This is a genomic window from Burkholderia sp. FW306-1C-G01B, from assembly GCF_058781685.1.
The window spans coordinates 31412-57886 of the sequence record NZ_JBYSWZ010000025.1; the positions used below are offsets into that span (position 1 = coordinate 31412).

At 68.3% G+C, this 26475-nt stretch carries 24 protein-coding genes and 1 pseudogene; 19 read left to right on the forward strand and 6 right to left on the reverse strand.

Annotation, left to right across the window (positions count from 1 at the left end; genetic code table 11):
• The first annotated feature begins 108 nt into the window (after nt 1-108).
• Both AC3WLY_RS33925 and pal read left to right on the forward strand, forming a co-directional pair.
• Nucleotides 109-1320: a porin gene (locus AC3WLY_RS33925; RefSeq protein WP_492310459.1), complete on the forward strand. Its 1212-nt coding sequence runs from the start codon at nt 109-111 to the stop codon at nt 1318-1320.
• A 409-nt stretch (nt 1321-1729) separates the two neighbouring features.
• The gene (gene pal, locus AC3WLY_RS33930) at nt 1730-2221 is read left to right on the forward strand and encodes a peptidoglycan-associated lipoprotein Pal (protein ID WP_175963564.1); all 492 of its coding nucleotides are present in this window, start codon (nt 1730-1732) and stop codon (nt 2219-2221) included.
• A gap of 141 nt (nt 2222-2362) precedes the next feature.
• On the opposite strand, the gene AC3WLY_RS33935 is transcribed toward pal, so the two are convergent.
• A complete protein-coding gene (locus tag AC3WLY_RS33935) occupies nt 2363-2941 on the reverse strand; it encodes a hypothetical protein (protein ID WP_347880614.1) in 579 nt (192 codons plus the stop codon).
• 105 nt (nt 2942-3046) lie between these two features.
• On the opposite strand from AC3WLY_RS33935, the gene AC3WLY_RS33940 reads away from it, so the two are divergent.
• A complete protein-coding gene (locus AC3WLY_RS33940) occupies nt 3047-3217 on the forward strand; it encodes a hypothetical protein (RefSeq protein WP_175963563.1) in 171 nt (56 codons plus the stop codon).
• Between the two features lie 95 nt (nt 3218-3312).
• On the opposite strand, the pseudogene AC3WLY_RS33945 reads toward AC3WLY_RS33940, so the two are convergent.
• Nucleotides 3313-3648: pseudogene (locus AC3WLY_RS33945) on the reverse strand (c-type cytochrome); the annotation flags it as partial.
• Nucleotides 3649-3996: 348 nt separating this feature from the next.
• Here AC3WLY_RS33945 and AC3WLY_RS33950 point away from each other — a divergent pair.
• The 10 genes from AC3WLY_RS33950 (at nt 3997) to AC3WLY_RS33995 (ending at nt 14771) form a co-directional block, all read left to right on the forward strand.
• Nucleotides 3997-5547, forward strand: a complete 1551-nt coding sequence (locus AC3WLY_RS33950) for a diguanylate cyclase domain-containing protein (protein WP_492310460.1) — start codon at nt 3997-3999, stop codon at nt 5545-5547.
• Nucleotides 5548-5792: 245 nt separating this feature from the next.
• A complete protein-coding gene (locus AC3WLY_RS33955) occupies nt 5793-6065 on the forward strand; it encodes a hypothetical protein (RefSeq protein ID WP_152859912.1) in 273 nt (90 codons plus the stop codon).
• Nucleotides 6066-6320: 255 nt separating this feature from the next.
• Nucleotides 6321-7355: a succinylglutamate desuccinylase/aspartoacylase family protein gene (locus AC3WLY_RS33960; protein ID WP_310137837.1), complete on the forward strand. Its 1035-nt coding sequence runs from the start codon at nt 6321-6323 to the stop codon at nt 7353-7355.
• A 31-nt stretch (nt 7356-7386) separates the two neighbouring features.
• Nucleotides 7387-7596: a type II toxin-antitoxin system MqsA family antitoxin gene (locus AC3WLY_RS33965; RefSeq protein WP_175963560.1), complete on the forward strand. Its 210-nt coding sequence runs from the start codon at nt 7387-7389 to the stop codon at nt 7594-7596.
• A gap of 315 nt (nt 7597-7911) precedes the next feature.
• Nucleotides 7912-8472, forward strand: a complete 561-nt coding sequence (locus tag AC3WLY_RS33970) for a GNAT family N-acetyltransferase (protein WP_425131288.1) — start codon at nt 7912-7914, stop codon at nt 8470-8472.
• A 53-nt stretch (nt 8473-8525) separates the two neighbouring features.
• Nucleotides 8526-9467, forward strand: coding sequence for an ABC transporter substrate-binding protein (locus tag AC3WLY_RS33975; RefSeq protein ID WP_175963558.1), 942 nt, complete (start codon nt 8526-8528; stop codon nt 9465-9467).
• A gap of 52 nt (nt 9468-9519) precedes the next feature.
• Nucleotides 9520-10569 (forward strand): LLM class flavin-dependent oxidoreductase, encoded by a 1050-nt coding sequence (locus AC3WLY_RS33980; RefSeq protein ID WP_492310461.1) that lies wholly within the window; start codon nt 9520-9522, stop codon nt 10567-10569.
• A gap of 7 nt (nt 10570-10576) precedes the next feature.
• Nucleotides 10577-11929, forward strand: a complete 1353-nt coding sequence (locus AC3WLY_RS33985) for an LLM class flavin-dependent oxidoreductase (RefSeq protein WP_492310462.1) — start codon at nt 10577-10579, stop codon at nt 11927-11929.
• 81 nt (nt 11930-12010) lie between these two features.
• On the forward strand, nt 12011-13801 hold the full coding sequence (locus tag AC3WLY_RS33990) for an amino acid ABC transporter permease/ATP-binding protein (protein ID WP_492310478.1): 1791 nt from the start codon (nt 12011-12013) through the stop codon (nt 13799-13801).
• Nucleotides 13802-13835: 34 nt separating this feature from the next.
• Nucleotides 13836-14771, forward strand: a complete 936-nt coding sequence (locus AC3WLY_RS33995; RefSeq protein WP_425131290.1) for an ABC transporter substrate-binding protein — start codon at nt 13836-13838, stop codon at nt 14769-14771.
• Nucleotides 14772-14870: 99 nt separating this feature from the next.
• On the opposite strand, the gene AC3WLY_RS34000 is transcribed toward AC3WLY_RS33995, so the two are convergent.
• On the reverse strand, nt 14871-15965 hold the full coding sequence (locus AC3WLY_RS34000) for an LLM class flavin-dependent oxidoreductase (protein WP_492310463.1): 1095 nt from the start codon (nt 15963-15965) through the stop codon (nt 14871-14873).
• 52 nt (nt 15966-16017) lie between these two features.
• Nucleotides 16018-16983, reverse strand: a complete 966-nt coding sequence (locus AC3WLY_RS34005) for an ABC transporter substrate-binding protein (RefSeq protein ID WP_175963552.1) — start codon at nt 16981-16983, stop codon at nt 16018-16020.
• A gap of 301 nt (nt 16984-17284) precedes the next feature.
• Between AC3WLY_RS34005 and AC3WLY_RS34010 the strand changes: the two genes are divergently transcribed.
• The 3 genes from AC3WLY_RS34010 to AC3WLY_RS34020 all read left to right on the forward strand — a co-directional run bounded on the left by AC3WLY_RS34010 (nt 17285) and on the right by AC3WLY_RS34020 (nt 20593).
• Nucleotides 17285-18202, forward strand: coding sequence for a serine aminopeptidase domain-containing protein (locus AC3WLY_RS34010; RefSeq protein WP_310137810.1), 918 nt, complete (start codon nt 17285-17287; stop codon nt 18200-18202).
• Entirely contained in the window at nt 18199-18630 is a 432-nt protein-coding gene (locus tag AC3WLY_RS34015) for a MarR family winged helix-turn-helix transcriptional regulator (RefSeq protein WP_310137807.1), read from the forward strand. The genes AC3WLY_RS34010 and AC3WLY_RS34015 overlap by 4 nt, the downstream gene beginning before the upstream one ends.
• Nucleotides 18631-19150: 520 nt before the next feature.
• Nucleotides 19151-20593, forward strand: a complete 1443-nt coding sequence (locus AC3WLY_RS34020) for a sialidase family protein (RefSeq protein ID WP_175963549.1) — start codon at nt 19151-19153, stop codon at nt 20591-20593.
• A 60-nt stretch (nt 20594-20653) separates the two neighbouring features.
• Here the strand turns inward: AC3WLY_RS34020 and adhP are convergent, their stop codons facing one another.
• Nucleotides 20654-21682, reverse strand: a complete 1029-nt coding sequence (gene adhP / locus AC3WLY_RS34025; RefSeq protein WP_492310464.1) for an alcohol dehydrogenase AdhP — start codon at nt 21680-21682, stop codon at nt 20654-20656.
• A 61-nt stretch (nt 21683-21743) separates the two neighbouring features.
• Between adhP and AC3WLY_RS34030 the strand changes: the two genes are divergently transcribed.
• The 3 genes from AC3WLY_RS34030 to otsA all read left to right on the forward strand — a co-directional run bounded on the left by AC3WLY_RS34030 (nt 21744) and on the right by otsA (nt 25931).
• Nucleotides 21744-21956 (forward strand): hypothetical protein, encoded by a 213-nt coding sequence (locus tag AC3WLY_RS34030; protein ID WP_492310465.1) that lies wholly within the window; start codon nt 21744-21746, stop codon nt 21954-21956.
• 180 nt (nt 21957-22136) lie between these two features.
• Entirely contained in the window at nt 22137-24215 is a 2079-nt protein-coding gene (locus AC3WLY_RS34035) for a TonB-dependent receptor (protein ID WP_492310466.1), read from the forward strand.
• A gap of 309 nt (nt 24216-24524) precedes the next feature.
• The gene (gene otsA, locus AC3WLY_RS34040; protein ID WP_492310467.1) at nt 24525-25931 is read left to right on the forward strand and encodes an alpha,alpha-trehalose-phosphate synthase (UDP-forming); all 1407 of its coding nucleotides are present in this window, start codon (nt 24525-24527) and stop codon (nt 25929-25931) included.
• 6 nt (nt 25932-25937) lie between these two features.
• On the opposite strand, the gene AC3WLY_RS34045 is transcribed toward otsA, so the two are convergent.
• Complete coding sequence (locus tag AC3WLY_RS34045; RefSeq protein WP_072438613.1) at nt 25938-26405, reverse strand: OsmC family protein; 468 nt, start codon at nt 26403-26405, stop codon at nt 25938-25940.
• Between the last annotated feature and the right edge of the window lie 70 nt (nt 26406-26475).

Here is a 26475-nt window from a genome sequence, read left to right on the forward strand (position 1 = left end):
CGCCTTAATCGACCGTCGCACGATCTCCAATAATGGCCGCTCGATCCGCCGGCCAGCATGCCGGCGCGACCCACCGGCGACCGGGCCGGGCCAACGATAAAAACTCCTATGCATTCCTACCAGATGAACAAGCATGCAGGCGCGCGCGTCGCGGGGACCGCGATCGCCGCATGCCTGACCGGCTTCGCGCCGGCCATCGCGCACGCACAGAGCAGCGTGACGCTGTACGGCCTGATCGACACGTCGATCACCTACTCGACCAACCAGCGCACGCAGGGCGTCGGCTCGCCCGGCAGCGGCAGCGTCGCGATGACGAGCGGCGCGCTGAACGCGTCGCGCTGGGGGCTGCACGGCCGCGAGGATCTCGGCGGCGGCATGGCCGCGGTTTTCACGCTCGAAAACGGCTTCTCGGGCACCACCGGCAAGCTGTCGCAGAAAGGCGTCGACATGTTCGGCCGCCAGGCATGGCTCGGCGTGAGCTCGAAGACGGCCGGCACGCTGAGGTTTGGCCGCCAGTACGACCTGATCCTCGACTTCGTGACGCCGCTCGGTTCGTCCGGCCCGGGCTGGGGCGGCAACCTCGCGGTCCATCCGTACGACAACGACGATTCGAACCGCAACCTTCGCATCAACAACGCGGTGAAATACACGAGCCCGACGTATCGCGGGCTGACGTTCGGCGCGATGTTCGGTTTCTCGAACACGGCCGGCCAGTTCGCCAACAACGCGGCATGGAGCGCGGGGCTGTCGTATGCGAACGGGCCGCTGAAGCTCGGCGCCGGCTACCTGAAGATCAGCCGCGACCGCAATTCGCCGAACCCGGACGGTGCGCTGAGCACGGTCGACGGGTCGGCGACGATCACGGGCGGCAACCAGCAGATCTGGGCCGCGGCCGGCCGTTATGCGTTCGGGCCGCATTCGGTCGGCGCCGCGTGGTCGCACTCGACCACCGACGGCGTGACGGGCGTGCTCCAGGGCAGCAATATCGCGCCGCTGAAAGGCGAATCGCTCGTGTTCGACAACTTCACGGTCGACGGGCGCTTCTTCGTCACGCGCGCGTTGAACCTCGCCGCCGCGTACACGTACACGATGGGCCGCTTCGACACGCGCACGGGCCGGACGCGCCCGAAGTGGAACCAGGTCGTCGCGCAGGCCGACTATGCGCTGTCCAAGCGCACGGACGCGTATCTCGAAGGCGTGTACCAGAGCGTGAGCGGCGGCAACGGCAATCCCGCGTTCAACGCGACCGTCTGGACGCTGACGCCTTCGGCGAACAGCAACCAGGTCGTCGTCGCACTGGGGCTGCGGCACAAGTTCTGACGACGCGGCGCTTCGCCGCTTCACTGCCCGGTCTATCGCGTACGGCACGCGTTTCGAGCCCCGCTCGATCGTGGTGACTCATGCAGAACAGGCCGCGCCCGTGCGTGGCCTTTTCGCTGTGGCAGCGTGTACCGCGCGGCGCCGGCGGGAGCAAGAATGCGTCCCTGACTGTCGCGTCCGCGCAAAAAATGCGGAGAAACTGGTCGCGTTGTGACATTTTTCCTACTCTGTTTGCAGCGACGCCATGATTCGGCGTTCCGGCCGCAACACTCTTTCATATGGCGCACCACCGGCTTACGGACATGCATCGCGTCGACGGAGCCGGACCTTTCGCGCCGTTGCAGCCGGATACGTACGTGCCGATGGCACGCGCGACGCTTTCAACGCAGTCAACCGCTGGAGACGAACGATGAGCAAAACGAACCGATTTGCGATCCTGGCCGCCGTCGCGCTGCTGGCCGGTTGCCACCACGCGGCGAAAACACCCGAGAATGCCGGCATGGCGCCGACGCCCTCGAGCGAAGCCGTCGCAACGGTGACGGCGGACGATCTCGACAATCCGAACAGCCCGCTCGCGAAGCGCAGCATCTATTTCGATTTCGACGCGTATTCCGTGAAGCCCGAATTCCAGCCGCTGCTGCAGGCGCACGCCGACTACCTGCGCGGCCATCCGGCCCGGCGCGTGCTGATCCAGGGCAACACCGACGAACGCGGGACGTCCGAATACAACCTCGCGCTCGGCCAACGCCGTTCGCAAGCCGTGTTGAGCGCGCTGGAAACGCTCGGCGTGCCGGGCACGCAACTGGAAGCCGTCAGCCTCGGCAAGGAAAAGCCGGTCGCGCTCGGCCACGACGAGGATTCGTGGGCGCAGAACCGCCGCGCCGATCTCGTCTATCGTTGACCGGACGCCGCCGCGACGGCGGCATCCGCGTAAAGGAAAGCATGGCAGGCCGCCGGCCGCGGGCGCGGCCGAGCGGTGCCGTTCGGCTCGCCGGGTTCATGCGCGTCACCGTTCACGCACCCGATACGCGGCGCGGCGCGCTCAACGCCGGCGTTCGAGCCGCCGATGCAGCCAGTGCGACATCACGGCCGACGTCACGAACGAATCGAGTATCGCGATCATGTTGATGCCGCCGATTTCATCGTCGTTCAGCAGGTGGCTCTGTAGCAGCACATAACAGATCATCGAACAGGTGCCCACGACGATCCCCAGCAATACGAACCAGCGCCGCCGGATCTGCGTGCCAATCGCGCCCATGATGCCGCCAGCGACCGCCGCGGGCAGGAAATAGCCGAACAGGAACGACGCGAAGAAGATCAGCGGCACCATGCCGGCGCTGATTTTCAGTTCGTCCCATGACGGACCGTCGATCAACGTCCACGCGATCAGCATCACGCCCGGCCAGACGAGCGCCGCGACCAGCGGGCCGCCGACGGCAAATGACAGGCAGCCGAACACTGCACGGTCGGACGCACGCAACGGTTTGCGCGAAGGGCTCTCGAGGGTTGCACTCATGTTTTTTGTATTTTGTAGTCGGAATCGGAATGGCGGCGTGCCGGAGTGTACCAAGACACCGCGCGGCGCATCCGATCCGGCACCATCGCGCGCGACGATACGCAAAAAGCATGGAATAAACCGCTCGCCCGAGACGTTTCGTCATCGCGCAGACGCGCGGTTCACGCGAACCGGCCTGTCCTGCGGCCTGCGCGCTGCAAGGAGATTGCAATGAAATCGGCAACGTTGGCCGCGGCGTTGATCGCGGCGCTGATGCTTGTGCTGTCGGCGGGATGTACGCAGCCGGGCAGCGGCACTTCGCAAGGACCGGGCATGAGCCGGTACGGCGGCGGCGGCTCGGGAGGCAGCGGTGGCGGAGGCGGAGGTGGCGGCGGCTACTGAAGAACCGCCTCGAAAAGTCGGGCGACGCATCGCGCGCGAGCACCGGAAACCGGCTGCATCGCGCGCGACGCCCCGCCCTGCGGCGTGCCCTGGACTTAACGCATCGCCTTCACGTCGGCCGGCGTGACGCTCGCGGGCTGGCCGCCCCATGTCGCGCGCAGGTAGTTCGCAAGCTGTGCGAGTTCGTCGTCGCTCAGCGTGCGTGCGAAACCCGGTATCGGCTGCAGGTTCTCGAAGCCGGCAAATTTCTGCTCGTCGATGCCGTCGAGCATCGCGACCAGCAGGTTGCGCGGATCGCCTTGACGCACCGTCGAGTTGCCGTTCATCGGCACCGCAACGTTCGGCTTGCATTCGCCGTTGAAGCCGTGACAGCCCGCGCACACCGCGAGATACACCGAGCGGCCGGCCGCGAGCTGCGCGGCGTCGGCCGTCTGCGTGCGTTTGCATGCCGTCGCATCGGCTTTGCTCCGCATCGACAGCATCCGACGGGCAAGCGCGCCCCACGCATGGCGGCCGGTCTCCGGTCGGCCGCCGCACATCATTCCGTTCGCAACGATGCCGCCTTCGCCCCGTCGAATGCGCAAGAGATTCGCAGGCGTGGTGTGCGACTATCGGCAGGCGCGATGTCCAGTGCCGGCGACGTGCGCCTGCCATGCGCCCGCGCACCTCGCGCCGCCCGTGTTTCATGGTAATGTCGCGCGTATCCGGCTTGCCGGTGCCTCCGCCACGTGCCATGCGGGCGCCGCCAGCCATCGCGACTCGTGTCGAGGTCAAAAACCATGGCAGTCAGGACGTCTATCCTGAACTCCGTTCTCGCCACACCCTCCTCCGGCAACCACCGTGTCACGGCGGCGTTGCGCCCGTCGATGCTGGTCACGCTGTTCGAAGATATTCGCCCGATGGCGATGTCCGGGCTCGCGAGCGGCTTCGTCGCGGCCGTCGCGCTGATCCGGCTGCAGCAACTCTGGTGTCTCGTGTGGCTGATCGTCGACGTCGGCCTGCTCGCCGCCCGGCTTGCGATCGCGCGTGCGTACACGGTGCGCCGCGACGCCGGCGACGATCGCGCCGAATACTGGGCGAGGCGCTATGCGCCCGTGTCGCTCGCCGCATGCTACGTGCTCGGCCTCGGCGTGATGGGCTGCGTGGACGCCGTCGACGTCGAGCTCGGCACGCTGTCGGTGATGGTCGCGGGCGGCGTGTTCGGCGGGATCGCGTCGCGCAATTCGGCGCTGCCGCGGCTCGCGATGACGCAGGTCACGCTCGGCGTGCTGCCGATCGGCCTCGGCGCGTTGCTGGCGGACCGGCCGGGCGCGTGGCTGCTGCTGCCGCCGCTCGCGATCTATCTCGCGGCCATGCGCACGGTCGTCCAGCGCCATTACCGCGTGCTCGTCGCGCTGATCGCCGCGCGCCAGCGCAACGCCGAACTCGTCGCACGCTTCGACGCCGCACTCACCTACATGCCGCACGGCCTGTGCATGATCGACAGCGAGACCCGCGTGATCGTCGCGAACCGCCGCACCGCGCAGCTGTTCGGTTCGCCGCGCGAGATCATGCTCGATACGCGGCTGGCCGACGTCGTCGCGGCGCTTGGCGCGAACGCCGTGTGCGATGCCGGCGGCGCCGGTCTCGCCGCGCAATGCGACGTCTGGCTGACCCGCGACGAACCCGAGCCGTTCGACATCGCGCTCGCCGACGGCCGCCAGCTCGAACTGACGCGCCACCGCGTGCCGGACGGCAACGCGGTGATCATCGTCGAGGACGTCACCGCGCGCCGCCAGACCGAGCAGCACATCCGGCATCTCGCGCGGCACGACGCGCTGACGGGTTTGCCGAACCGCCACGAACTGCATGCCCGGCTCAAGCGGATGCTGTCGCACCGGCCGCACATGCCGGGCGCGTCGCTCGCCGTCATGTATCTCGACCTCGACGGCTTCAAGGCGATCAACGACCGCTTCGGCCACCAGGCCGGCGACGAGGTGCTCACGCAGGTCGCCGATCGGCTCGGCAAGACGCTGCCGCCCGGCGAGCTTGCGGCGCGCATCGGCGGCGACGAATTCGTCGTCGCGATCGACGATACGACGATGCACGCATGCTCGATCCTCGCCGCGCGCATCATCCGGCAGATCTCGGCACCGTATACGCTGTCGATCGGCAAGATCGTCAGCCTCGGGATCAGCATCGGCATCGCGCTCGACGACGGGCACGGCTCCCCCGACGAACTGATCCGTCAGGCCGACAGCGCGCTGTACGACGCGAAGTCGGCCGGCAAGGGCATCTACCGCTTCTATTCGAACGGCAGCCGCCGCGTGGCGCCGGTCACCGCCAGCTGATCCGACAGCACGCGCGGCCCGTTCATCGTCGTTTCCGCCGACCGCCGCATCCCTCCCGACGATTCAATCTCGAAACGCTTTGCGTGGCCGCACGCCCACGTGTCACGTGACGTGTTCCGTAACATCGCCGCTCGCCCCCCGTTACGTTGACCGCAGAAGCCTGCACGATCGATGCAGCGGTCGACATTTCGTGGTTGGCATTCTTATTGCTCCTTGATGGGAAAGAACGTTTCAGGGAGCCCAACATGAATACCGTCGAAGTCCTCGCCAGAACCGAAACGATCGACGAACAAACCGTGATCGACGGCGCGTCCCTGATCCGGCGGCTCGTTTTCGAGCGCCGCACGCCCGCCCGTGAAGCCGCGTGCGTCGACAATCCGCCGCTGACGCTGTACGGCGCGTTTCGCCAGGGCGTCACCGATTACGGCGCGCGACGCGCGAATCCGTATCGCGCCGGCAGCCGTTTCTGGGCATTGTGGGAAGAAGGTCGTATCGAAGCTGAAACATCGGGTCGCTGAGCCGACCGCGTGCGCCGGCCCTGTTGCGGCAAGGGGTCGGCACGAAATTTGACGCATGAATGCGGCCGGCCCGCGCGGCCGCATGCGTTCACCGATGCAACATCGCGCGCGGTTTCGTGTATCGGCAAGCCGGCTCGCCCATGCGCATCCACGCGCATGCCGGTTGACGGCGGTCGGCGTTGCGCGCTCCCCGCGCGCCGCGTGGCGGTCGTTTCCCGATAAGATGGCAGATTCCGTTCATCGAACGATGCCGCCATGACCGCCCCTTCCTCACAGCGAAACCCCATCCACTGCGAAATCGATCTCGACGCTCCAGGCAAGCATGCGGGCTACCTGCGGCTGCCGCATTCCGTGCACCGCTCGGCGTACGGGTGGCTGCCGATCCCGATTGCGTCGATCCGCAACGGCGACGGCCCGGTCGCGCTCGTGATGGCCGGCAACCACGGCGACGAATACGAAGGCCAGATCATCGTGTCGCAGCTGATGCGCGAGATCGAACCCGAGATGGTCAGCGGGCAGCTGATCCTGCTGCCGATGGCGAATTTCCCCGCTGCAGACGCGGGCCTGCGCGTATCGCCGCTCGACGAAGGCAACCTGAACCGCAGCTTCCCCGGCGATCCAACCGGCACGCCGACGCAGATGATCGCCCACTACATCGAGCACGCGCTGCTGTCGCGTGCGCAGTATCTGGTCGACCTGCATTCGGGCGGCAGCTCGCTGCTGTACCAGGGCGGCAACATGCTCGCGATCGATCCGCTCGACGCGGACGAAGCCGCGAAGCTCAACGGGCTGCTGGTCGCGTTCGGCTTGCCGAATGCGCTGCTGCACGCGCCGAACCCCGTGCATTCGGCATCGGCGGCGCGCCGCCAAGGCGCGATCTCGATCGTGACCGAACTGGGCGGCGCGGGCATGGCCGATCCGTCGCTGATCCGGCTCGGCCGCCACGGGCTGCTGCACTACCTCGGTTATATCGGCCTGCTGCGCGGCGCGCTCGTGCCCGACGCACCGCCGACCGTCACGCGCTTCATGCGCGTCGACGGCGACCGCCACTTCGTCTATGCATACGAGCGCGGGCTGTACGAGCCGCTCGTCGAACTCGGCGACCAGGTGAAGGCCGGACAGCCGGCCGCGTGGGTGCATTTCCCCGATACGCCGCTGCGCGAACCGATGCTGCACCGGTTCAACGGCGACGGCGAAGTAGTGTGCAAGCGCGTGCCCGCGCAGGTGCGGCGCGGCGATTGCCTGTTTCAGCTGGCGGAGTTGTCGGCTGCGCCGAGCGTCGGCCAATGAGTCGGATCCTATCGTTCTGGAAATCACGAACATGAAATGTCCTGCCTGCGGTGGCGCGCAACTGATCCGTGACACACGCGATATTCCGCACACCTGCCAAGGGCGCTCCACGGTCATACCGCGCATCACCGGCGACTTCTGCCCTGCATGCGGGGAATTCGTGCTGGACCTTGAAAATGCAAGCCGCCTCGGCGAAGCCGTGACACGGTTCGCAACACATATACAAGGCCGATCGACGTAGCCGCGCGACATCCGTCGCCCCACATGCATCAAACGAGTGCTTCTGCACGGAGCGCCCCATTCGGCTGACCCCACCCCACTCCCGCTGCAAGCCTTCTGACGCCTGCCGCGAAATCCTTATCGAAATTGCTTCGTTCGCCTTTGCCGGCCGCGCCGCTAACGTGTTCGAAACGGCGGCGGCCGGCCGCATGCATCGCAGGATGCGCATCGGCCGCCGTCATCACGACAACCGCGCCGCGATAACGGAACAGACCGGACGGGCCGCGTGCCCGCACCCCGAAAGGAACGTCCGCATCGCGCGCCCTTCGCGATGCCCATGGCCACGAACGACCGCCTCATCGACACGACGCCGCTCGACGTCCGCGCGCAACCGCTGATCGACGCGCTGATCGACGAGTATTCGACCCGTTACAACGCGTACCGCCCCGACAGCCGCGCATCCGCGCGCGACGAACTCGCGCGCTACCCGGCCGAACTGTTCGCGCCGCCCGAAGGCGCCTTCGTGCTGCTGCTGCGCGACGGCGAAACGATCGGCGGCGGCGCGTTCAAGCGCTACGACGCGCAGACCGCCGAGCTCAAGCGCATCTGGACGCGCACGGACCTGCGCCGTCAGGGCCTCGCGCGGCTCATCGTCGAAGCGCTCGAGCTGCGCGCCGCGCAGCAGGGCTATCGCCGCCTGTACCTGACCACCGGTTTTCGCCAGCCCGAAGCGTGGGCGCTGTACGACCGCACCGGCTATACGCGGCTGTTCGATTCGTCGATCGACCCCGAAGCGTATTTCCACCTGCGATTCGGCAAGGATCTCGCCGATCCGTCGCGCACGTCGACGCTCGCCGACCTGTGGGCGCCGTTACCCGAGCCGGTGCTGCCGCGCTGAGCCCACCGCTCCACCCGACTCCGCTCCCTACGACACAACAACAGGACGTTTTCATGCAACGAGCCGTACCGCTTTCTTCCCGTGCCATCCGCACGCTGGCCGCCGCGCTGATCGGCCTGACCGCGTTCGCCGCGGCCGCCGCGACGTTCGACCTGAGCCCCGAGCAGCGCGGCCGCCCGCGCGGCGTGGCCGATGCGGCCGTCGAACGCGCAGTGCCCGCGTCGTTCAAGTTCGCCGAGCCCGGCACGCTGACGATCGGCATCGCGCCGAGCCTGCCGCCGATCAGCTCGTATGCGACCGACGCGCGCACGGTGGTCGGCTTCGACGCCGACGTCGGCCAGCTCGTGTCCGACAGCCTCGGCCGCAAGCTGAAGATCGTCGCGCTCGCGTGGGCCGACTGGCCGCTCGCGCTCGAATCCGGGAAAGTCGACGCGGTGATCTCGAACGTGACCGTCACCGAGGAACGCAAGCAGAAGTTCGATTTCTCGTCGTACCGCCACGATCTGGTCGGCTTCTACGTGCGCAACGACAGCAGGATCCAGGCGATCCGCGAGCCGAAGGATGTCGCGGGGCTGCGCGTCGTGACCGACGCCGGCACCAACCAGGAAAAGATCCTGCTCGCGTGGGACCGCGAAAACGTTGCGCACGGGCTGAAACCCGTGCAGATCCAGTACTACGACGACCAGGCGATGCGCATCGTCGCCGTGCAGTCGGGCCGCGCCGATGCCGTGTTCAGCGTGAACTCGGTGCTCGCGTATCAGAGCGCGCAGCAAGGCAAGACGCGGCTCGTCGGCGCGATCAGCGGCGGCTGGCCGCGCACGGCCGACATCGCGATCGCGACGCGCCGCGGCAGCGGGCTCGCCGAGCCGCTGACCGTCGCGCTGAACGGGCTGATCAAGAACGGCCGCTACCAGCAGGTGCTCGACCGCTGGAACCTCGCGTCCGAGGCGATCGACCAGTCGCGCACGAATCCACCGGGGCTGCCGAAGAGCTGAGCGCCGCGCGCGCCCCCGTCCATCCACGCCATACGCAGGAACGCCGCTCACCATGTCTTATTCGCTTTCGTTGCTGGACAAGAGTCCGATCGCCGACGGCGCGAGCGCCGCCGACGCGCTGCGCTTCACCTCGACGCTCGCGCAGCGCGCCGAACAGCTCGGCTACGAGCGCTTCTGGGTCGCCGAGCATCACGGCACGCCGGGCTTCGCGAGCTCGGCGCCGGAGATCGTCGTCGCGCACCTGCTCGCGCACACGTCGCGCATCCGCGTCGGCTCGGGCGGCGTGATGCTGCAGCACTACAGCCCGTTCAAGGTCGCCGAATCGTTCAAGCTGCTGGCCGCGCTCGCGCCGGGCCGCGTCGATCTCGGCATCGGCAAGGCGCCCGGCGGGCTGCCGCTGACCACGCGCGCGCTGCAGTGGTTCCACGACAAGGCGCGCAAGCCCGACTTCGCGGGCCAGCTCGCGGAGCTCGACGCGTTTCTCGGCTGGGGCGTCGCCGAAGATCATCCGCTCGCCGGCGCGGTCGCGATGCCGGTGCCGCCGCAGCCGCCCGAACGCATCCTGCTCGGCGGCTCGCCGGACAGCGGCGCGCTCGCCGCGCGCAACGGCTGGCGCTTCTGCTACGCGGGGCATTTCAACGGCGACGACGCGAATCTCGAACGCTCGCTCGACGCGTACCGCAGCGCGGGCGGCACGCGGCCGCTCGTCGCGCTGTACGCGGTGGCAGCACCGACGCGCGACGAGGCCGAGCAGCTGATCGGGCCGCTGAAGATCTTCAAGCTGCAGTTCGCGGGCGGGCAGAGTTTCAACCTCGCGAGCGCACAGGCGGCCGCCGAATTCGCGCGCCAAAGCGGCGCGTCCGACTACCGGATCGACGAACTGCGCCCGACCGTGCTGGCCGATACGCCCGAGCGCGTGCACCGTGCACTCGATGCGCTGAGCCGGCGGCTCGACGTCGATGCATTCGTGATCGATTCGCCGGTGACCGACTACGCGGCGCGGCTCGCGTCGGTCGAATGGCTCGGCGGCGCGCTGTCGGCCACGCCGCTGCAAGCGGCCCTCGCGGCCGACCGCTCCCTTTCCCCTGACCAGAACGCGTGACGCTCCCATGACGACCCGACGATCGATCCCCTTCGGCCTGATGCTGCAAGGCGCAGGCAGCCACATGAACGCATGGCGGCACCCGAGCAACCCGCCGGACGCGAGCATCAACCTCGACTTCGCGATCGGCATCGCGCGCAAGGCGGAAGCCGCCGGCATCGCGTTCGCGTTCGTCGCCGACGGCCTCTACATCAACGAGAAGTCGATCCCGCACTTCCTGAACCGCTTCGAGCCGCTGACCGTGCTGTCGGCGCTCGCGGTCGCGACGAAGAAGATCGGGCTCGCGGGCACGATCTCGACGTCGTACAGCGAGCCGTTCACGGTCGCGCGCCAGCTCGCGTCGCTCGACGCGATCAGCGGCGGGCGCGCGGGCTGGAACGTCGTGACGACGCCGCTCGAAGGCACCGCGAAAAATTTCGGCAAGGCGCATCCGGATCACGAACTGCGCTACGAGATCGCCGACGAATACCTCCACGTCGTCCAGGGCCTGTGGGATAGCTGGGACGACGACGCGTTCGTGCGCGACCGCGCGACCGGCCGCTTCTTCGATCGCGACAAGCTGCATACGCTCGATCACCACGGCCGCTTCTTCCAGGTCGCGGGCCCGCTGAACATCCAGCGCTCGCCGCAGGGGCAGCCGGTAATCTTCCAGGCCGGCTCGTCCGACACCGGCATCGGTCTCGCCGGTAAATACGCGGACGCCGTGTTCACGCATTCGCCGTCGCTCGACGAGACAGCCGCGTTCACGCGGCGCGTGAAGCAAAGCGCGGTCGAGCACGGGCGGCAAGCCGACGACGTGAAGATCTTCCCCGGCGTCGGGCCGATCGTCGGCCGCACGGCCGCCGAGGCCGAAGACAAATACCAGGCGATCCGCGACCTGCTGACGATCGACGAGGCGCTCGCATATCTCGGCCGCTATTTCGATCACCACGATTTCACGCAATACGCGCTCGACGCGCCATTCCCGGAACTCGGCGAGCTCGGCCGCAACAGCTTCCGCTCGACCACCGACCGGATCAAGGCCGACGCGAAGACCAAGGGCCTGTCGCTGCGCGAGACGGCGCTCGCGGTCGCGACGCCGCGCCCGAACTTCATCGGCACGGCCGAGCATGTCGCCGACGAGCTGATCCGCTGGCACGACGCGGGCGCCGGCGACGGTTTCATCCTCGGCTTTCCGGTGCAGGCGCAAGGCGTCGACGATTTCGTCGAACTCGTGATTCCGGTGCTCGAGGCGCGCGGCCGCTACAGCCGCGACCTGCCCGGCGCGACGCTGCGCGACCACCTCGGCCTGCCGCGCAAGGCGAGCCGCCACGCGGTGCCCGGCGCCGCGCAGGAAACGGCGGCCGACGCGCACGCCTGACCCACCGCGGCCCGGCCACGGGCCGACGCGCCGCGCCGCCCGGGCGCGGCGCTTCCGACCGATTCGAGGACATCCAACGACATGAGCGACACGACCCATCTCGGCGGCGCACTGCCGCCGCTCTCTTCCCCCGGCGCGCGCGAGCCCGGCACGCGGTTCCGGATCGTGCCCGCGCGCCACCGGGCGCGCACGGCCGGGACCGTGCTCGCCGTCGTGCTGATCGCGATCGCGCTGCATTCGATCCTCGGCAACCCGCAATGGGGCTGGCCGGTGTTCGCCGAATGGTTCCTGTCGCCGCCGGTGCTGTCGGGGCTCGCGCGCACGCTGGTGCTGACGCTGCTCGGCGCGGTGTTCGGCTTCGTGCTCGGCGCGTTCGTCGCGCTGGCCCGGCTGTCGCGTTCGCGCCTGCTGTCCGCGAGCGCATGGACCTTCGTGTGGCTGTTCCGCTCGATTCCGCTGATCGTGCTGCTGCTGATCCTGAACAACCTCGGCTACCTGTACGAGCATGTGCGGCTCGGCGTCCCGTTCACCGGCATCGTGTGGTTCGAAGCGCCGACGACCGACCTGATCAGCCCGTTCCTCGCGGCCGTGCTCGGCCTCGCGCTGAACCACGCGGCGTTTTCCGCGGAAGTGATCCGCGGCGGCATTCTCGCGGTCGACCAGGGCCAGCTCGAAGCGGCCGCCGCGCTCGGGCTGCCGCGCAGCCGCCAGACCGCGCGGATCGTGTTGCCGCAGGCGATGCGCGCGATCCTGCCAACCGCGTTCAACGACCTGATCACGCTCGCGAAAGGCACGTCGATGGTGTACGTGCTCGCAATGCCGGAGCTGTTCTACACGGTGCAGGTGATCTATCGCCGCAACCTCGAAGTGATTCCGCTGCTGATGGTCGCGACCGTCTGGTACCTGATCATCCTGACGGTGCTGTCGGCGATCCAGGTGCAGGTCGAGCGGCACTATGCGCGCGGCGCGCTGCGCAATCCGCCGCCGTCGGTGCTCACGTTCGCGCTCGCGCGCTTCGGCGTGCTGTGGCGGCGTGCCGCGTCGCGCCATTCGGCGTCGATCGTGCGGGCCGCAGGCGATACCGATACCGTGGCCGCCGCCGTGCCGCGTGCGGGCGGCGAAGTGGCCGTGCATGGCGTGTCGAAACAGTTCGGCATGCAGCGCGTGCTCGACAACGTGTCGTTCGTCGCGCCGCGCGGCAGCGTGACCGCGATCGTCGGGCCGTCGGGCTCGGGCAAGTCGACGCTGCTGCGCACGATCAACCATCTCGAACGCGTCGACGACGGTTTCATCGACATCGACGGTGAACTGATCGGCTATCGGCGCGACGGCGACGTGCTCTACGAGCTGAAGGAGCGCGAAGTGCTGAAGCGGCGCACCGCCGTCGGGATGGTGTTCCAGAATTTCAACCTGTTCCCGCACCTGACGGTGCTCGAGAACCTGATCGAGGCGCCGGTCGCCGTCGCCGGCGTCACGCGCGATGCGGCCGAGCGCACCGCACGCACGCTGCTCGCGCGCGTCGGTCTTGCGGATAAAGCCGATGCGTACCCGCGCCAGTTGTCCGGCGGCCAGCAGCAGCGCGTCGCGATCGCGCGGGCGCTTGCGTTGCGTCCGAAGGTGCTGCTGTTCGACGAGCCGACGTCCGCGCTCGACCCGGAACTCGTCAACGAGGTGCTCGACGTGATCAAGGAGCTCGCGCGCTCGGGCACGACGCTCGTGATCGTCACGCACGAGATCGGCTTCGCGCGCGAAGTCGCGGACAACGTGCTGTTCATGGAGCGCGGACGCATCGTCGAGGCCGGCCCGCCGGCCGTCGTGCTCGACGCGCCGTCGCATCCGCGCACGCGCGCGTTCCTGTCGCGGGTGCTGTGATGCGCATCCCTGCCGATAACCGGGGCGCCGCACGATGATCGATCGACGTCAATTCATGACCGCCGCGCTGGTCGCGGCATCCGGCAGCCTGCCGTCGCGCATCGCGCACGCGGCGGCCGCAACCGCCGACCTCGACCCGCGCCAGGCCGGCCGGATTCGCGCGTCGCGTGACGACGCGGCCATCCGCGAGGCAAGCGGCTACCGCTGGGTGCGCGACGGCGCATTCACGGTTGCGATTTCACCGCACGCGCCGCCCGTATCGACCTACGCGACCGACGCACGCACCGTGGTCGGCGCCGATCCCGACTACGCGCAGCTCGTCGCCGATGCGCTCGGCCGCACGCTCGTGCTGGTGCCGATCGCGTGGGCCGACTGGCCGCTCGGGCTGACGTCCGGCAAGTACGACGCGGTGATCTCGAACGTCGGCGTGACCGAGAAGCGCAAGGAGAAATACGATTTCACGACGTACCGGCTCGGGCTGCACGGCTTCTATGTACGCACCGGCAGCCCGATCGCGAAGATCGCCGAGCCGAAGGACATCGCGGGCCTGCGGATCATCACCGGTGCCGGCACGAGCCAGGAGCGCATCCTGCTCGAATGGAGCCGGCGCAACGTCGCTCAAGGATTGACGGCGACCGGGTTGCTCTATTTCGACGACGATGCGACCGCGCGCGTCGCGCTGCTGTCGGGCCGCGCCGATGCGGAGCTGAACCCGAATGCGTCGCTCGCATACGAGGCCGCGCGCAGCGGCAAGATCCGCCGCGTCGGCGTCGTCAATGCGGGCTGGCCGAACAATGCAGATGTCGCGATCGCGACGCGTCGCGGCAGCGGCCTCGCGCCTGCACTGACGCTCGCGACGAATGCGCTGATCGGCAGCGGCCGCTACGGGCAGGCGCTCGCGCGATGGGGATTGCAGAGCGAGGCGATCGCGCGCGCGGAGACCAATCCGCCGGGGTTGCCGTCGTTCTGAAGGCGTCGATGCGTCGATGCCTGAGTGACATCGCCCCGGCATTCCACGATGGAAGTACCGGGGCGAGTCGAAGCAGGGCCGTTCGTCGCCGAGTCGTGCCTACGCCGTCACCGCCGCTTGATATCGGTCGAGCTCCGCGACCTGCGCATGAATCGCCGGAATCAGGTCGCGGCCGTAGACCAGCGCATCGTCGAGCGGATCGAACCCGCGAATCAGGAACGTCGACACGCCGAGCCGGTAGTACGCGCCGAGCGCCCGCGCGACCTGTTCGGGCGTGCCGACCAGCGCGGTCGAATTCCAGCGCGCGCCGGTCAGGTTCGCGACACCCATCCACAAGCGCTCATCGAGCACGTCGCCCTGCGCGGCGGCGGCCATCAGCCGTTGCGAGCCCGCATTCTGCGGCGCGTGGCCGGCGATCGGCTGGCCGTTCGCGACCCGCGCCGCACGCACGCGCTCGCGGATCGCCTCGGCCTTCTCCCACGCGGCGGCCTCGGTATCGGCGACGATCGGCCGAAACGACACGCTGATGCGCGGCGCGCGCCCGAACGGCGCGGCGGCGGCCCGCACGCGCGCGATCTGCTCGCGCACCGATGCGAGCGGCTCGCCCCACGTCATGTAGACATCCGCGTGCTCGCCCGCGACCGCGAGCGCGGCCGGCGACGAGCCGCCGAAATAGATCGGCACGTGCGGCCGCTGCGCACCCTTCACGAGCGGCGACGCGCCGCGCAGCCGGTAGAACTCGCCGTCGTGGTCGACCGGCGCATCGGCCAGCCAGATCCGCTTCAGCACGTCGAGATATTCGCCGGTGCGGCGGTAGCGCGCATCGTGCGGCACGAAATCGCCGTCGCGCTGCAAGTCCGTATCGTCGCCGCCCGACACGACGTTCAGCGCGAGCCGGCCGCCGCTGAACACGTCGAGCGTCGCGATCTGCCGCGCGGCGGCCGACGGCACGATCACGCCTGGCCGGTGCGCGAGCAGGATGCGGATGCGTTCGGTCGCGGCGGCCGCGAACGAGGCGACGATGAAGCCGTCCGCGGCGTTGCTGAAATGGCCGACCAGGATCTGGTCGAAGCCCGCCGCCTCGTGCGCCTGCGCGAAACGGCGCACGTAGTCTGGCTGGACGGCCGCGCCGCCCGGTACGTCAACCTCCGCGCCGGGCGTCGCGGTGATCATGCCGATGATGTCGACTGGCATGTCGGGATGTCCTTCTGGTTCTCGATCGGGAATCGTGGATGCGACGGCGCGATTACTGCGCGGCGGCCGTCTTTTGCGCAGGCGCCGCGAACGCGCCCGCATACGAGCGGTCGAGCAGCTTCGACGTGTCGTACGCGGCCGGAATCACGCCGGCCTTGTGCAGGAAGTCGGCGGTGTTCTGCGCGTCCTTCGCGGCCGTATCGTCGACCGGGCCCACGCGCTGCTTCGCATTGTCGAGCCAGCGATACGCGACGTCGGGCTCGAGCTTCGCGCGCTTCGCCCACAGGTCCGCATACTCGCGCGGATGGCTGTCGACCCACTGGCGCGCGGCGACGACGCGCTTCAGGAAATCGGCGATCTCCGCACGCTTGCCCGACGCGGCCTGCTCGTTCGCGGCGACGAAGCTCAGCGCGGGCATCAGCCCCTGCGCGGTGGTGATGGGCCGCGCGCCCTGCCGCAGCGCGAGCGTGCTGACGAACGGCTCCCACAACGACACGGCATCGACCGACCCGTTCGCGAGCGCGTTGGTCGCGTCGATCGGCATCAGGTACGCGTACTTGACCGAATCCGCGCGCAGGCCCGCGTGTTCGAGCGCGCGCAGCACGAGCTGCTGGCTCCAAGCGCCGCGCCACACGGCGACGGTCTTGCCCTGCAGGTCGGCCACGGTGCGCACCGGCGAATTCTTCGGCACGAGGATCGCGACGCCGTCGAGGCTCTGCCGCGACACCGCGACGACCTTCACCGGCGCGCCGCGTGCGGCCAGCGTGAGCAGCGCGGAATCGCCGAGAAAGCCGATGTCGATCGCGTTGCCGTTCAGGCTCTCGGCGACGGGCGCGGCGGCCTGGAAGTGCTTCCACTCGATCGTGTAAGGCAGGTCCTTCAGCACCCCGGACGCCTCCATCGACGCCTGGATGTTGAAGTAGTTCTGTTCACCGACGCGCAGCGTGACGGTGTCTTTCGCGATGCCCGGCTGCGCGGCAAGCGCCAGCAAGAGCGCCGTGACGATTCGGCTCGGCAACGTAATCTCCCGGATGGTTGGCGGGCTGCCGCACGACGGCGGCGCCTCGTTGTCCGCCTTGCGCGACGGCCGGCGGAACGGATGGAACCGATGAAGATACGGCGATCCTCTTCATGAGACAAACGCAATATTCTGCTATGCAAAGATGCAAATATTTTATGGGACGAGCCGCGTCACGCGACGCCGGACGCCGCCTTCCGCAACACAGCCTTCGAATGATTCCTCGACATATATTTCGTGCACGAAATAAATCTTGGACTATATTTCGCATACGAAATAATCACCTGGAACGAGGACGGCCATGACCTCCCAACCGATCGAGTTCTCCGCCATCGACGGCTATCCGCTGCGCGGCACGCTGTGGACGCCCGATGCCGAACCGCGCGCGCTGGTGCTGATCCATCCGGCGACGGCCGTGCCGGAGCGGCTGTATGCGGGCTTCGCGCGCTTCCTGACCGAACGCGGCTTCGCGGCATTGACCTACAACTACCGCGGCATCGGCGCGTCCCGGCCCGCGCGCCTGGGCGCGCTGCGAGCCCGCATGCGCGACTGGATGGAGCTCGACGTCGGCGCCGCGACCGCATGGGCACGGCACGCGTACGAAGGGTTGCCGCTGCTGGCGGTCGGGCATAGCGTCGGCGGGCACGCGATCGGGCTGTCCGCGAGCACGACGCACCTGCGCGCGGCCGTGCTCGTCGCCGCGCATGCAGGCAGCACGCGACTGATCGCGCAGGCGGCCGAGCGCCTGAAGGTGCGGCTGATCCTGCGCGTGCTGGGCCCGCTGATGTCCGCGCTGCTCGGCTACGTGCCCGGCAAGCGGCTCGGGCTCGGCGAGGACCTCCCGGCCGGCGTGTTCCGCGAATGGAGCCGCTGGACGACGCTGCCGCACTATTTCTTCGACGATCCGACACTCGGCGCGGCCGATCGTTTCTCGAAACAGCGGCTGCCGATCCTCGCGCTCGGCTTCGACGACGATCCGTGGGCGAACCCGGCCGCGATCGACCTGCTGGTAAGCTATCTGACCGGCGCGGCGGTCGAGCGCCGCCAGATCGATCCGCACGCGGCGGGCAGCGGCCCGGTCGGGCACATGGGCTTCTTCCGCAGCCGGCCCGGCGCCGTGCTGTGGCCCGACCTGGCCGACTGGCTCGCGCAGGCACTCGACACGCCGCGCGCCGCGGGCCGTCCATCCCTTTCCATTGCAGCCGGGAACCCAGCTTGAGCGAAAACCGACGACTGTTTTTCCTGTTGAACATCGGCCAGCGGCGCGTGCAGCGCTGGGTCGACCGCAAGGCCGAGACCGATACGCGCGCGAGCGCCGCGCAGGCCGGCGTGCTGTTCTGTCTCGCGAAGCAGGACGGCGCGCTGATCGGCGAAGTCGGCGCCGCGCTGCAGCTCGCGCCGTCCGCGATGACGGGGCTCGCCGACCGGATGGCGAAAGCCGGCCTGCTCGCGCGCCACGCCGATTCGGACGACGGCCGCGCGACGCGCCTGTACCTGACCGACGAAGGCCACACGGCGCTCAAGCACGCGCGCGTGCTGCTGCGCGAGCTGAACGGCAAGCTGTGCGACGGGTTTTCCGACGCGGAACTCGATATCGTCGCGCGCTGGCTGCACGCGCTGCAGGACCGGTTTCCGGCGGAGCGCTGAGCAGCGGCAACGCGGACGCCGCAGCGCCTGCCGGCAGCGCATCGATTCGACAAAACCGGCTCGCGCCGGCTGCAATCGAAAGCGATTGCGATTCGCCTTTTCGATTCGATTTCCACGCACTCGCGACGGCAAATTTTGCGTTCGCGCCGCGCCGCTCCGGCAACGCTTTCCGGCTACGCTCTGTTACAAAAAATTGCCTGCCGCGCCGCATCCGGATCATCTACATTGCAATCCACTTCTACGCATTCTTCGCCTGCCCGAACCGGCCTCCCAGCCGGGCTGGCATCAACGACACATCCGTCACAAGCAATAAAACGAATAGGAGTCTTGACCGAAGTGCTGGCGGTATCCAGCGCACGCGGATTGCGATGGCTGAAGCGGCATCCTGAACGACACCGGCGGCACGCATCGGGTGCGGCGCCGCAACACCCCGACACCGGCGGCCTGTGCCGCCGCACATCGGCTCGCGCTGCCTCGTTCCGCCGCACCATCGCGGCCGCACGTCAACGAGGAGCAGTCCATGCGACGCATTATCGTGTCCCACCCGCTTTTCACCTGCCTGCCCGCCGTGATGGCGCTGGCCTGTGCCGCCGCGCACGCCGATCCCGTGCTCGTGTCCGGCCCCAGTCCATACGCCGCCTGCACCATAGGCGGCCCCGGCACCGTCTATGTGAATGCCGAGGTCGAACCCTGGCTTTCGGTCAATCCGGCAAACCCGACGAACATGATCGGCGTATGGCAGCAGGACCGCTGGTCGAACGGCGGCGCGCACGGGCTTGTCGCCGGTTATACGTTCGACGGCGGCGCGACCTGGGCGCGGACGACGCAGCCGTTCAGCGCATGCGCGCCGGGCGGGCTCACGTACGAGCGCGCGTCCGACCCATGGGTGTCCTTCGGCCCGGACGGCACCGCGTATTCGGTATCGATCTCGTTCAACCAGTCGAACAACAGCAACGCGGTCGCCTCATCGGTATCGACCGACGGCGGGCAGACCTGGAGCAGCCCCGCAGTGCTGATCGCGGACAACGAACCGACCACGCAGTTCTTCAACGACAAGGAGTCGGTGACGGCAAACCCGGTGAAGGCCGGCACCGCATACGCGGTATGGGACCGCCTCGAACTGCCGAACGGCAACCCGTACGCGAACCTGCATACGCAGGCGTTCCGCGGGCCGACGCTGTTCTCGAAGACGACCGACGGCGGCAAGACCTGGAGCAAAGCGAAGGTCATCGTCCACGTGCCGTCGCGCCAGCAGACGATCGGCAACCAGATCGTCGTCGATCCGAAGAGCGGCACGCTGTACGATTTCTTCAACCTGATCCAGCCGCCGTTCAGCAAGGCGGCCGGCAAGGTCGCGTTCATCAAGTCCACCGACGACGGCGCGACGTGGACGAAGCCGCAGGTGATCGCCGGGCTGCAGACGGTCGGCGTGACGGATCCGAACACCGGCGAACCCGTTCGCACCGGCGACATCATTCCCGAGCCCGCGATCGATCCCGCGTCGGGCCAGCTTTACGTCGTATGGCAGGACAGCCGCTTCAACGGCGGCAAGTACGATGAAATCGCGCTATCGACGTCGACGGACGGCGGCGCGTCCTGGAGCGCGCCGCTGCAGGTCAACACGCCGACCGGTCGGCCTGCCTTCAATCCGTCGGTGCGGGTCGACAACACGGGCGCCGTAATGGTCACCCACTACGACTTCCGCGACCTGCTGGCCGGGAACACGACGACGCTGCCGACAGGCTTCTGGCGCAAGATCTCGCACGACGGCGGCGCCTCGTTCGGCGACGAGCGGCGCGTCGGCGGACCGTTCGACATGAAGCTCGCGCCGATCGCGGAAGGCTTCTTCATCGGCGACTATCAGGGCCTCGACGTTCGCCCGTCGTCGTCGTTCCATCCGTTCTTCGTCCAGACCAACTCGGGCAACCTGACGAACCGCACGGACGTGTTCTTCGCCCAATGACGCGAACCGGGCAGCACGGCCGCCGTCGCGACGCGATCCGTCGCGCGGCGGCCGCCCGCGTCACTGCATCTCGGTCAGCACGATGCGCCCGTCGACCTTGCCTTCGCGCAGCTTTGCGAACACGTCGTTGATGTTGCCGAGCCGGTCGCGATGGATATGCGCGCGCACCAGGCCGTCGGCCGCGAAGTCGAGCGATTCCTGCAGGTCGCGGCGCGTGCCGACGATCGACCCGCGCACGGTGATGCCGTTCAGCACCGTCGAGAAGATCGGCAACGGGAAATCTCCGGGCGGCAGCCCGTTGAGCGCGACCGTGCCGCCGCGCCGCACCATCCCGAGCGCCTGCGCGAACGCGCTGCGCGACACCGCCGTGACGAGCACGCCGTGCGCGCCGCCGATTTCCTTCTGGATCACCTTCGCCGGATCGTCGACCGATGCGTCGATCGTCAGTTGCGCGCCGAGCTGCCGCGCGAGCGCAAGCTTGTCGGACGAAATGTCGATCGCCGCGACGTGCAGGCCCATCGCGCGTGCGTACTGCACCGCCACATGCCCGAGCCCGCCGATGCCGGAGATCGCGAGCCACTGGCCGGGGCGCGTATCGGTGACGCGAATGCCCTTGTAGACGGTCACGCCCGCGCACAGGATCGGCGCGATCTCGTCGAACGCGACCTGCGCCGGCAGATGGCCGACGTAGTCGGGATCGGCGAGCACGTATTCCGCGTAGCTGCCGTTCACCGAATAGCCGGTGTTCTGCTGGTCGTGGCACAGCGTTTCCCAGCCCGTGTAGCAGTACTCGCAATGTCCGCAGGCCTTGTAGAGCCACGGCACGCCGACGCGATCGCCCTCGCGCATGTGCGTGACGCCCGCGCCGACCGCCGCGACGATGCCCACGCCTTCATGCCCCGGAATGAACGGCAGCGACGGCTTCACGGGCCAGTCGCCGTCGGCCGCGTGCAGGTCGGTGTGGCAGACGCCCGACGCCTTGATGTTGACGAGGATCTGGCCTGGGCCCGGCGTCGGCACGGGCACTTCCTCGATACGCAACGGTTCGCCGAATGCGTGCACCACGGCCGCTTTCATGGTTTGCGTCATGCGTCGCTCCTGTCTGGTCATTGAGCGACCCAGTATCCGGTTTCGGAAGCGGAGAACGTTGATGCGTGTCAACGCGATGCGCGCCATCCGCCAATCGCGGCTGCATCATCGCGTCACACGGCGGCGCGGCGCGGTCGGGCGCCCGGCGCTTCGCTCCACGCCGTACCGGTCGCACTCGCAGGCGATCATCGGCCGGAACGCCTTCCGCTCAAGCCGATATTTCGACGACCAGACGGAAGCCGGACGCACCGCCGACATTCGGCTTGGAATTTGAAATGATATAACATATCATTTCGCGTGCTCGTCCGCCTGACTCCGTTCCACTGTGGGTGGCCGAGCGTCGCCGAGCCATGTTCCAACGGGTCACCGCGCGTCGTTGACGCAACAATATATCGTATCCAGCCGTGACCCGCATCGCTCGTTATCCGATCCGATTCCAACCGATTCACCGACCATGCGCGACCTCCCTCGTCTACCGCTTCGCCCGCTTTCGCCCCTTTCGCTGATGCTGCTCGCCGCCGCCGCGCACGCGCAGACCGATGCACCCGCCGCGTCGGGCACGCCTTCGGCAACCGCGCTCGCGCCGATCTTCGTGACCGCGAACCCGCTCGGCGACACCGAACTGATCTCGCCGACCGTCCAGCTTTCCGGCGACGCGCTGACGCGCCGCCAGGCCGATTCGCTCGGCGAAACGCTGAACGGGCTGCCCGGCGTGTCGACCACCACCTACGGGCCGATGGTCGGCCGCCCGATCATCCGCGGCATGGACGGTGACCGGATCCGGCTGCTGCAGAACGGCGTCGCGTCCTACGACGCGTCGTCGCTGTCGTACGACCATGCGGTGCCGCAGGATCCGCTATCGATCGAACGCGTCGAGATCGTGCGCGGCCCGGCCGCGCTGCTGTATGGCGGCAACGCAGTGGGCGGCGTCGTCAACACGATCGACAACCGGATTCCGCGCGAAGCGATCGAAGGCGTGACGGGTGCGCTCGACGCGCGCTACGGCGGCGCGAATTCCGTGCGCGCGGGCGCCGTGCAGGTCGAAGGCGGCAACGGCCGCTTCGCGTTCCACGTCGACGCGTTCGACCGCGAAACGAGCAAGCTGCGGATTCCCGGCTACGCACGCAGCAGCGCACAACGCGCGATCGACGGCCCCGACACGCCGCAGCCGGAAGGCAGCGTGCCGAACAGCGACGGCCGCGTGCACGGCGGCGCGGTCGGCGCGTCGTACACGTGGGCGGACGGCTTCGCGGGCCTGTCGTACAGCGGCTACGAATCGAACTACGGGTCCGTCGCGGAAAGCGACGTGCGGCTGCGGATGCGCCAGGAACGCCTCGCGCTCGCGTCCGAGGTGCGCAACCTGAGCGGGCCGTTCACGAAGCTGAAATTCGACTTCGCGTACACCGACTACCGCCACAAGGAAGTCGACAACGGCGAGACGGCGACCACCTTCCGCAACCGCGGCTACGAGGCGCGCATCGAGGCGCGGCATCGCAGGATCGGCCCGTTCGAAGGCGCGATCGGCGTGCAGTTCGGCCAGAACACGTTCTCCGCGCTCGGCGACGAATTGCTCGTGCCATCCACGCGCACGAACAGCGTCGCGCTGTTCGGCCTCGAGGAATGGCAGGTCGTCCCGGCGCTGAAGCTGTCTCTCGGCGGCCGCTTCGAGCATGTGAAGGTCGATCCCGATCCGGCCGGCGTCGAGAAATTCGCGGGTGCGCAGCCGCGCGATTTCAACGCGGGCAGCCTGTCGGCCGGCGCGCTGTTCTCGCTGACGCCCGTGTGGTCGGTCGCGGCGAACGTCGCGTACACCGAACGCGCGCCGACCTTCTACGAGCTGTATTCGAACGGCCCGCACGATGCGACCGGCCAGTTCCTGATCGGCAACCCGAACGCGTCGAAGGAAAAGGCCGTATCGACCGACCTGTCGCTGCGCTATGCGAGCGGCCCGAACCGCGGCAGCGTCGGCGTGTTCTACAACCGCTTCTCGAACTACCTGACCGAGTACAACACCGGCCGTGTCGTGAACGGTGACGACGAGCCCGTCGCGCCCGGCACCGACGGCTCGCTGAACGAAGCGATCTATCGCGGCGTGCGCGCCGAGTTCTACGGCATCGAGCTGGACGGCAAATGGCGCGCGTTCTCGCGGCGCGGCCATACGGTCGACCTGGAACTGACGGCCGACTACACGCACGCGCGCAACGTCGACACGGGCCAGCCGCTGCCGCGCATCGCGCCGCTGCGCGCGACGCTCGCGGCCGACTACGGCTACGGCCCGTTCGGCGCGCGTGCGCAGGTCACGCACGCGTGGTCGCAGCATCGCGTGCCCGACAACGACTTCTCGACGGACGGCTATACGTCGCTGGGCGTGATGCTGACCTACAAGTTCCGCGTCGGCGCGACGCACTGGCTCGCGTACCTGCGCGGCGACAACCTGACGAACCAGGAAATCCGCTATTCGACGTCGGTCGTGCGCGGCTTCGCGCCCGAAGGCGGCCGCAGCGTGATGGCCGGATTGCGCACCACGTTCTGAGTGCCGGGCGGCCCGCCGCCCCTTGCGCACGCGGCGTTCGCCCGCGCAAGGTGCGGCCCCGCCCGTCGCGAGATGCGGCGCACATCGTGCCGCATCTCGCCGTTTCCCCTGCGCCGATGCAGACTTTTAAAACTGGCGAATGACGAGTATCCTAAAAAAAGCACTCCCCGTTCGGACGGCGAATCGCGTGCCCTGATTCCCGTCCGATCGCATTGCGGCCCCATCGCATCGCGCGCAGCGCGCCGATGGCGGCGTCCGCTTCGCGCCCCGGCCGCACGAACCTTCCCCCAACAATCGTCAGGAGAGCTGGTGAGCCGTCTCGTCGTCGTATCCAATCGCATCGCAGATCCCCGTAAAGCCGCGGCCGGCGGCCTCGCCGTCGCCGTGAAGGACAGCCTGCAGGAAACCGGCGGCGTCTGGTTCGGCTGGAGCGGCAGGCTGCGCGGCGCCGACGATCAGCCCTCGCAGGGCGAAGAGGTGCAGATCCAGAACGTCGGCGGGATCCAGCTCGCGACGATCGACCTCGACCCGCAGGACTACGACGCTTACTACCTCGGCTATTCGAACAACGTGCTGTGGCCGGTGTTCCACTACCGGCTCGATCTCGCGCAGTTCGACCGGCGCTTCGCCGACGGCTACCGGCGCGTGAACCAGCTGTTCGCGCGCAAGCTGCGCACGCTGCTGCGGCCCGACGACATCGTCTGGGTGCACGACTACCAGCTGATTCCGCTCGCCGCCGAACTGCGCGCGATGGGCTGCACGAATCCGATCGGCTTCTTCCTGCACATCCCGATGCCGCCGCCGCCGATCATGGCCGCGATCCCCGAACACGAATGGCTGATGCGCTCGCTGTTCGCGTACGACCTCGTCGGCTTCCAGACCGAATCGGATCTGCTCCACTTCGAGCATTACGTCGAAGCGGAAGCCGGCGCCGCGCGGCTGCCGGACGGCCGCCTGCGCGCGTTCGGCCGCACGCTGTCGGCCGGCGCGTTTCCGATCGGCATCAACGTCGACGAGTTCGAGTCGCTCGCCCGCGATCGCGACGGCCTCGACATGTTCGACCGGATGCGCGATGAATATTCGCGCCGCCAGTTGCTGGTCGGCGTCGACCGGCTCGACTACACGAAGGGGCTGCCGCAGCGCGTGCATGCGTTCCGCCAGTTGCTCGAGCAGTATCCGGAGAATCGCAACCGCGCGACGCTGATCCAGATCGCCGCGCCGAGCCGCGAGGATCTCGGCGCATACGACGACCTGCGGCGCGAGATGGACAGCCTGTGCGGCGCGATCAACGGCGACTACGGCGAACTCGAATGGATGCCGATGCGCTACATTCACCGCACCGTCGCGCGCAAGCGCTTGCCGGGCCTGTATCGCGCGAGCCGCGTCGCGCTCGTCACGCCGCTGCGCGACGGGATGAATCTCGTTGCGAAGGAGTTCCTCGCCGCGCAGGACGCGGCCGACCCGGGCGTGCTCGTGCTGTCGCGTTTCGCGGGTGCGGCCGAGCAATTGAAGCCGGCGCTGCTCGTCAATCCGTACGACACGCAAGGCACCGCGCAGGCGATCCAGCGCGCGCTGACGATGCCGCTCGACGAACGCCGCCAGCGCCACTCCGCGTTGATGGCGATCGTGCGCAAGACCGACGTGCACTGGTGGCGCACGCGTTTTCTCGAAGCGCTCGCCGAAGCGGCCGAAGTCGCGGCGGCCACCGAGCACTGACCGCACTCACATGTCCGTCGCCGCGTATTCGAGCGCCGCGCCGTTCACGTCGCACACATCGACCGAGATCGGGATGCCCGCACGTATGCTCTCGGTCACCACGCAATACGCATCGAACTGATCGAGCACGCGCGTCGCCGCCGCGAGATCGGCCCATGTCTTGCCGATCGACAGCCGCACGGCCATCGCGCTCACGCGCACCCTGCCCGCTTCGTTCTGCGCCATGTCGACGTCGATCCGCGCGGTGACCGGCTCCGGATCGACATGCTGCCGGTTCAGCGCGAACAGCAGGCTCGCCGCGAGACAGCTCGCGACCGACGCGGCAAGCAGCCGGATCGGGTTCGGCCCGCGCCCGTCGCCGAGCGGCGGCGGTTCATCGATGAGCACCGGCGACAGCGTCGTGCCGGCAAACCTGACTTCGAAGCCGAATCGCGCCTGCTGCGCGACTTCGACCGATACGTGCGCCTCGCTCATGGCGACTCCGTAGCTGGAAAGAGGGAAAGGAATTCCGGCGCATCGCCGCATCGACACGCGCCGGCCGCAG

Coding starts and splice junctions, on each gene's coding strand:
- AC3WLY_RS33965 (WP_175963560.1), top strand. CDS start 7,387: ATGAAATGTCCTGCCTGCGGTGGCGCGCAACTGATCCGTGACACACGC.
- AC3WLY_RS34010 (WP_310137810.1), top strand. CDS start 17,285: ATGACCTCCCAACCGATCGAGTTCTCCGCCATCGACGGCTATCCGCTG.
- AC3WLY_RS34045 (WP_072438613.1), bottom strand. CDS start 26,405: ATGAGCGAGGCGCACGTATCGGTCGAAGTCGCGCAGCAGGCGCGATTC.
- AC3WLY_RS34030 (WP_492310465.1), top strand. CDS start 21,744: ATGCGTGTCAACGCGATGCGCGCCATCCGCCAATCGCGGCTGCATCAT.
- AC3WLY_RS33960 (WP_310137837.1), top strand. CDS start 6,321: ATGACCGCCCCTTCCTCACAGCGAAACCCCATCCACTGCGAAATCGAT.
- AC3WLY_RS33985 (WP_492310462.1), top strand. CDS start 10,577: ATGACGACCCGACGATCGATCCCCTTCGGCCTGATGCTGCAAGGCGCA.
- AC3WLY_RS33940 (WP_175963563.1), top strand. CDS start 3,047: ATGAAATCGGCAACGTTGGCCGCGGCGTTGATCGCGGCGCTGATGCTT.
- pal (WP_175963564.1), top strand. CDS start 1,730: ATGAGCAAAACGAACCGATTTGCGATCCTGGCCGCCGTCGCGCTGCTG.
- AC3WLY_RS33970 (WP_425131288.1), top strand. CDS start 7,912: ATGGCCACGAACGACCGCCTCATCGACACGACGCCGCTCGACGTCCGC.
- AC3WLY_RS33980 (WP_492310461.1), top strand. CDS start 9,520: ATGTCTTATTCGCTTTCGTTGCTGGACAAGAGTCCGATCGCCGACGGC.
- AC3WLY_RS33950 (WP_492310460.1), top strand. CDS start 3,997: ATGGCAGTCAGGACGTCTATCCTGAACTCCGTTCTCGCCACACCCTCC.
- AC3WLY_RS33975 (WP_175963558.1), top strand. CDS start 8,526: ATGCAACGAGCCGTACCGCTTTCTTCCCGTGCCATCCGCACGCTGGCC.
- adhP (WP_492310464.1), bottom strand. CDS start 21,682: ATGACGCAAACCATGAAAGCGGCCGTGGTGCACGCATTCGGCGAACCG.
- AC3WLY_RS33925 (WP_492310459.1), top strand. CDS start 109: ATGCATTCCTACCAGATGAACAAGCATGCAGGCGCGCGCGTCGCGGGG.
- AC3WLY_RS34035 (WP_492310466.1), top strand. CDS start 22,137: ATGCGCGACCTCCCTCGTCTACCGCTTCGCCCGCTTTCGCCCCTTTCG.
- AC3WLY_RS33955 (WP_152859912.1), top strand. CDS start 5,793: ATGAATACCGTCGAAGTCCTCGCCAGAACCGAAACGATCGACGAACAA.
- AC3WLY_RS34000 (WP_492310463.1), bottom strand. CDS start 15,965: ATGCCAGTCGACATCATCGGCATGATCACCGCGACGCCCGGCGCGGAG.
- AC3WLY_RS33990 (WP_492310478.1), top strand. CDS start 12,011: ATGAGCGACACGACCCATCTCGGCGGCGCACTGCCGCCGCTCTCTTCC.
- AC3WLY_RS33995 (WP_425131290.1), top strand. CDS start 13,836: ATGATCGATCGACGTCAATTCATGACCGCCGCGCTGGTCGCGGCATCC.
- AC3WLY_RS34020 (WP_175963549.1), top strand. CDS start 19,151: ATGCGACGCATTATCGTGTCCCACCCGCTTTTCACCTGCCTGCCCGCC.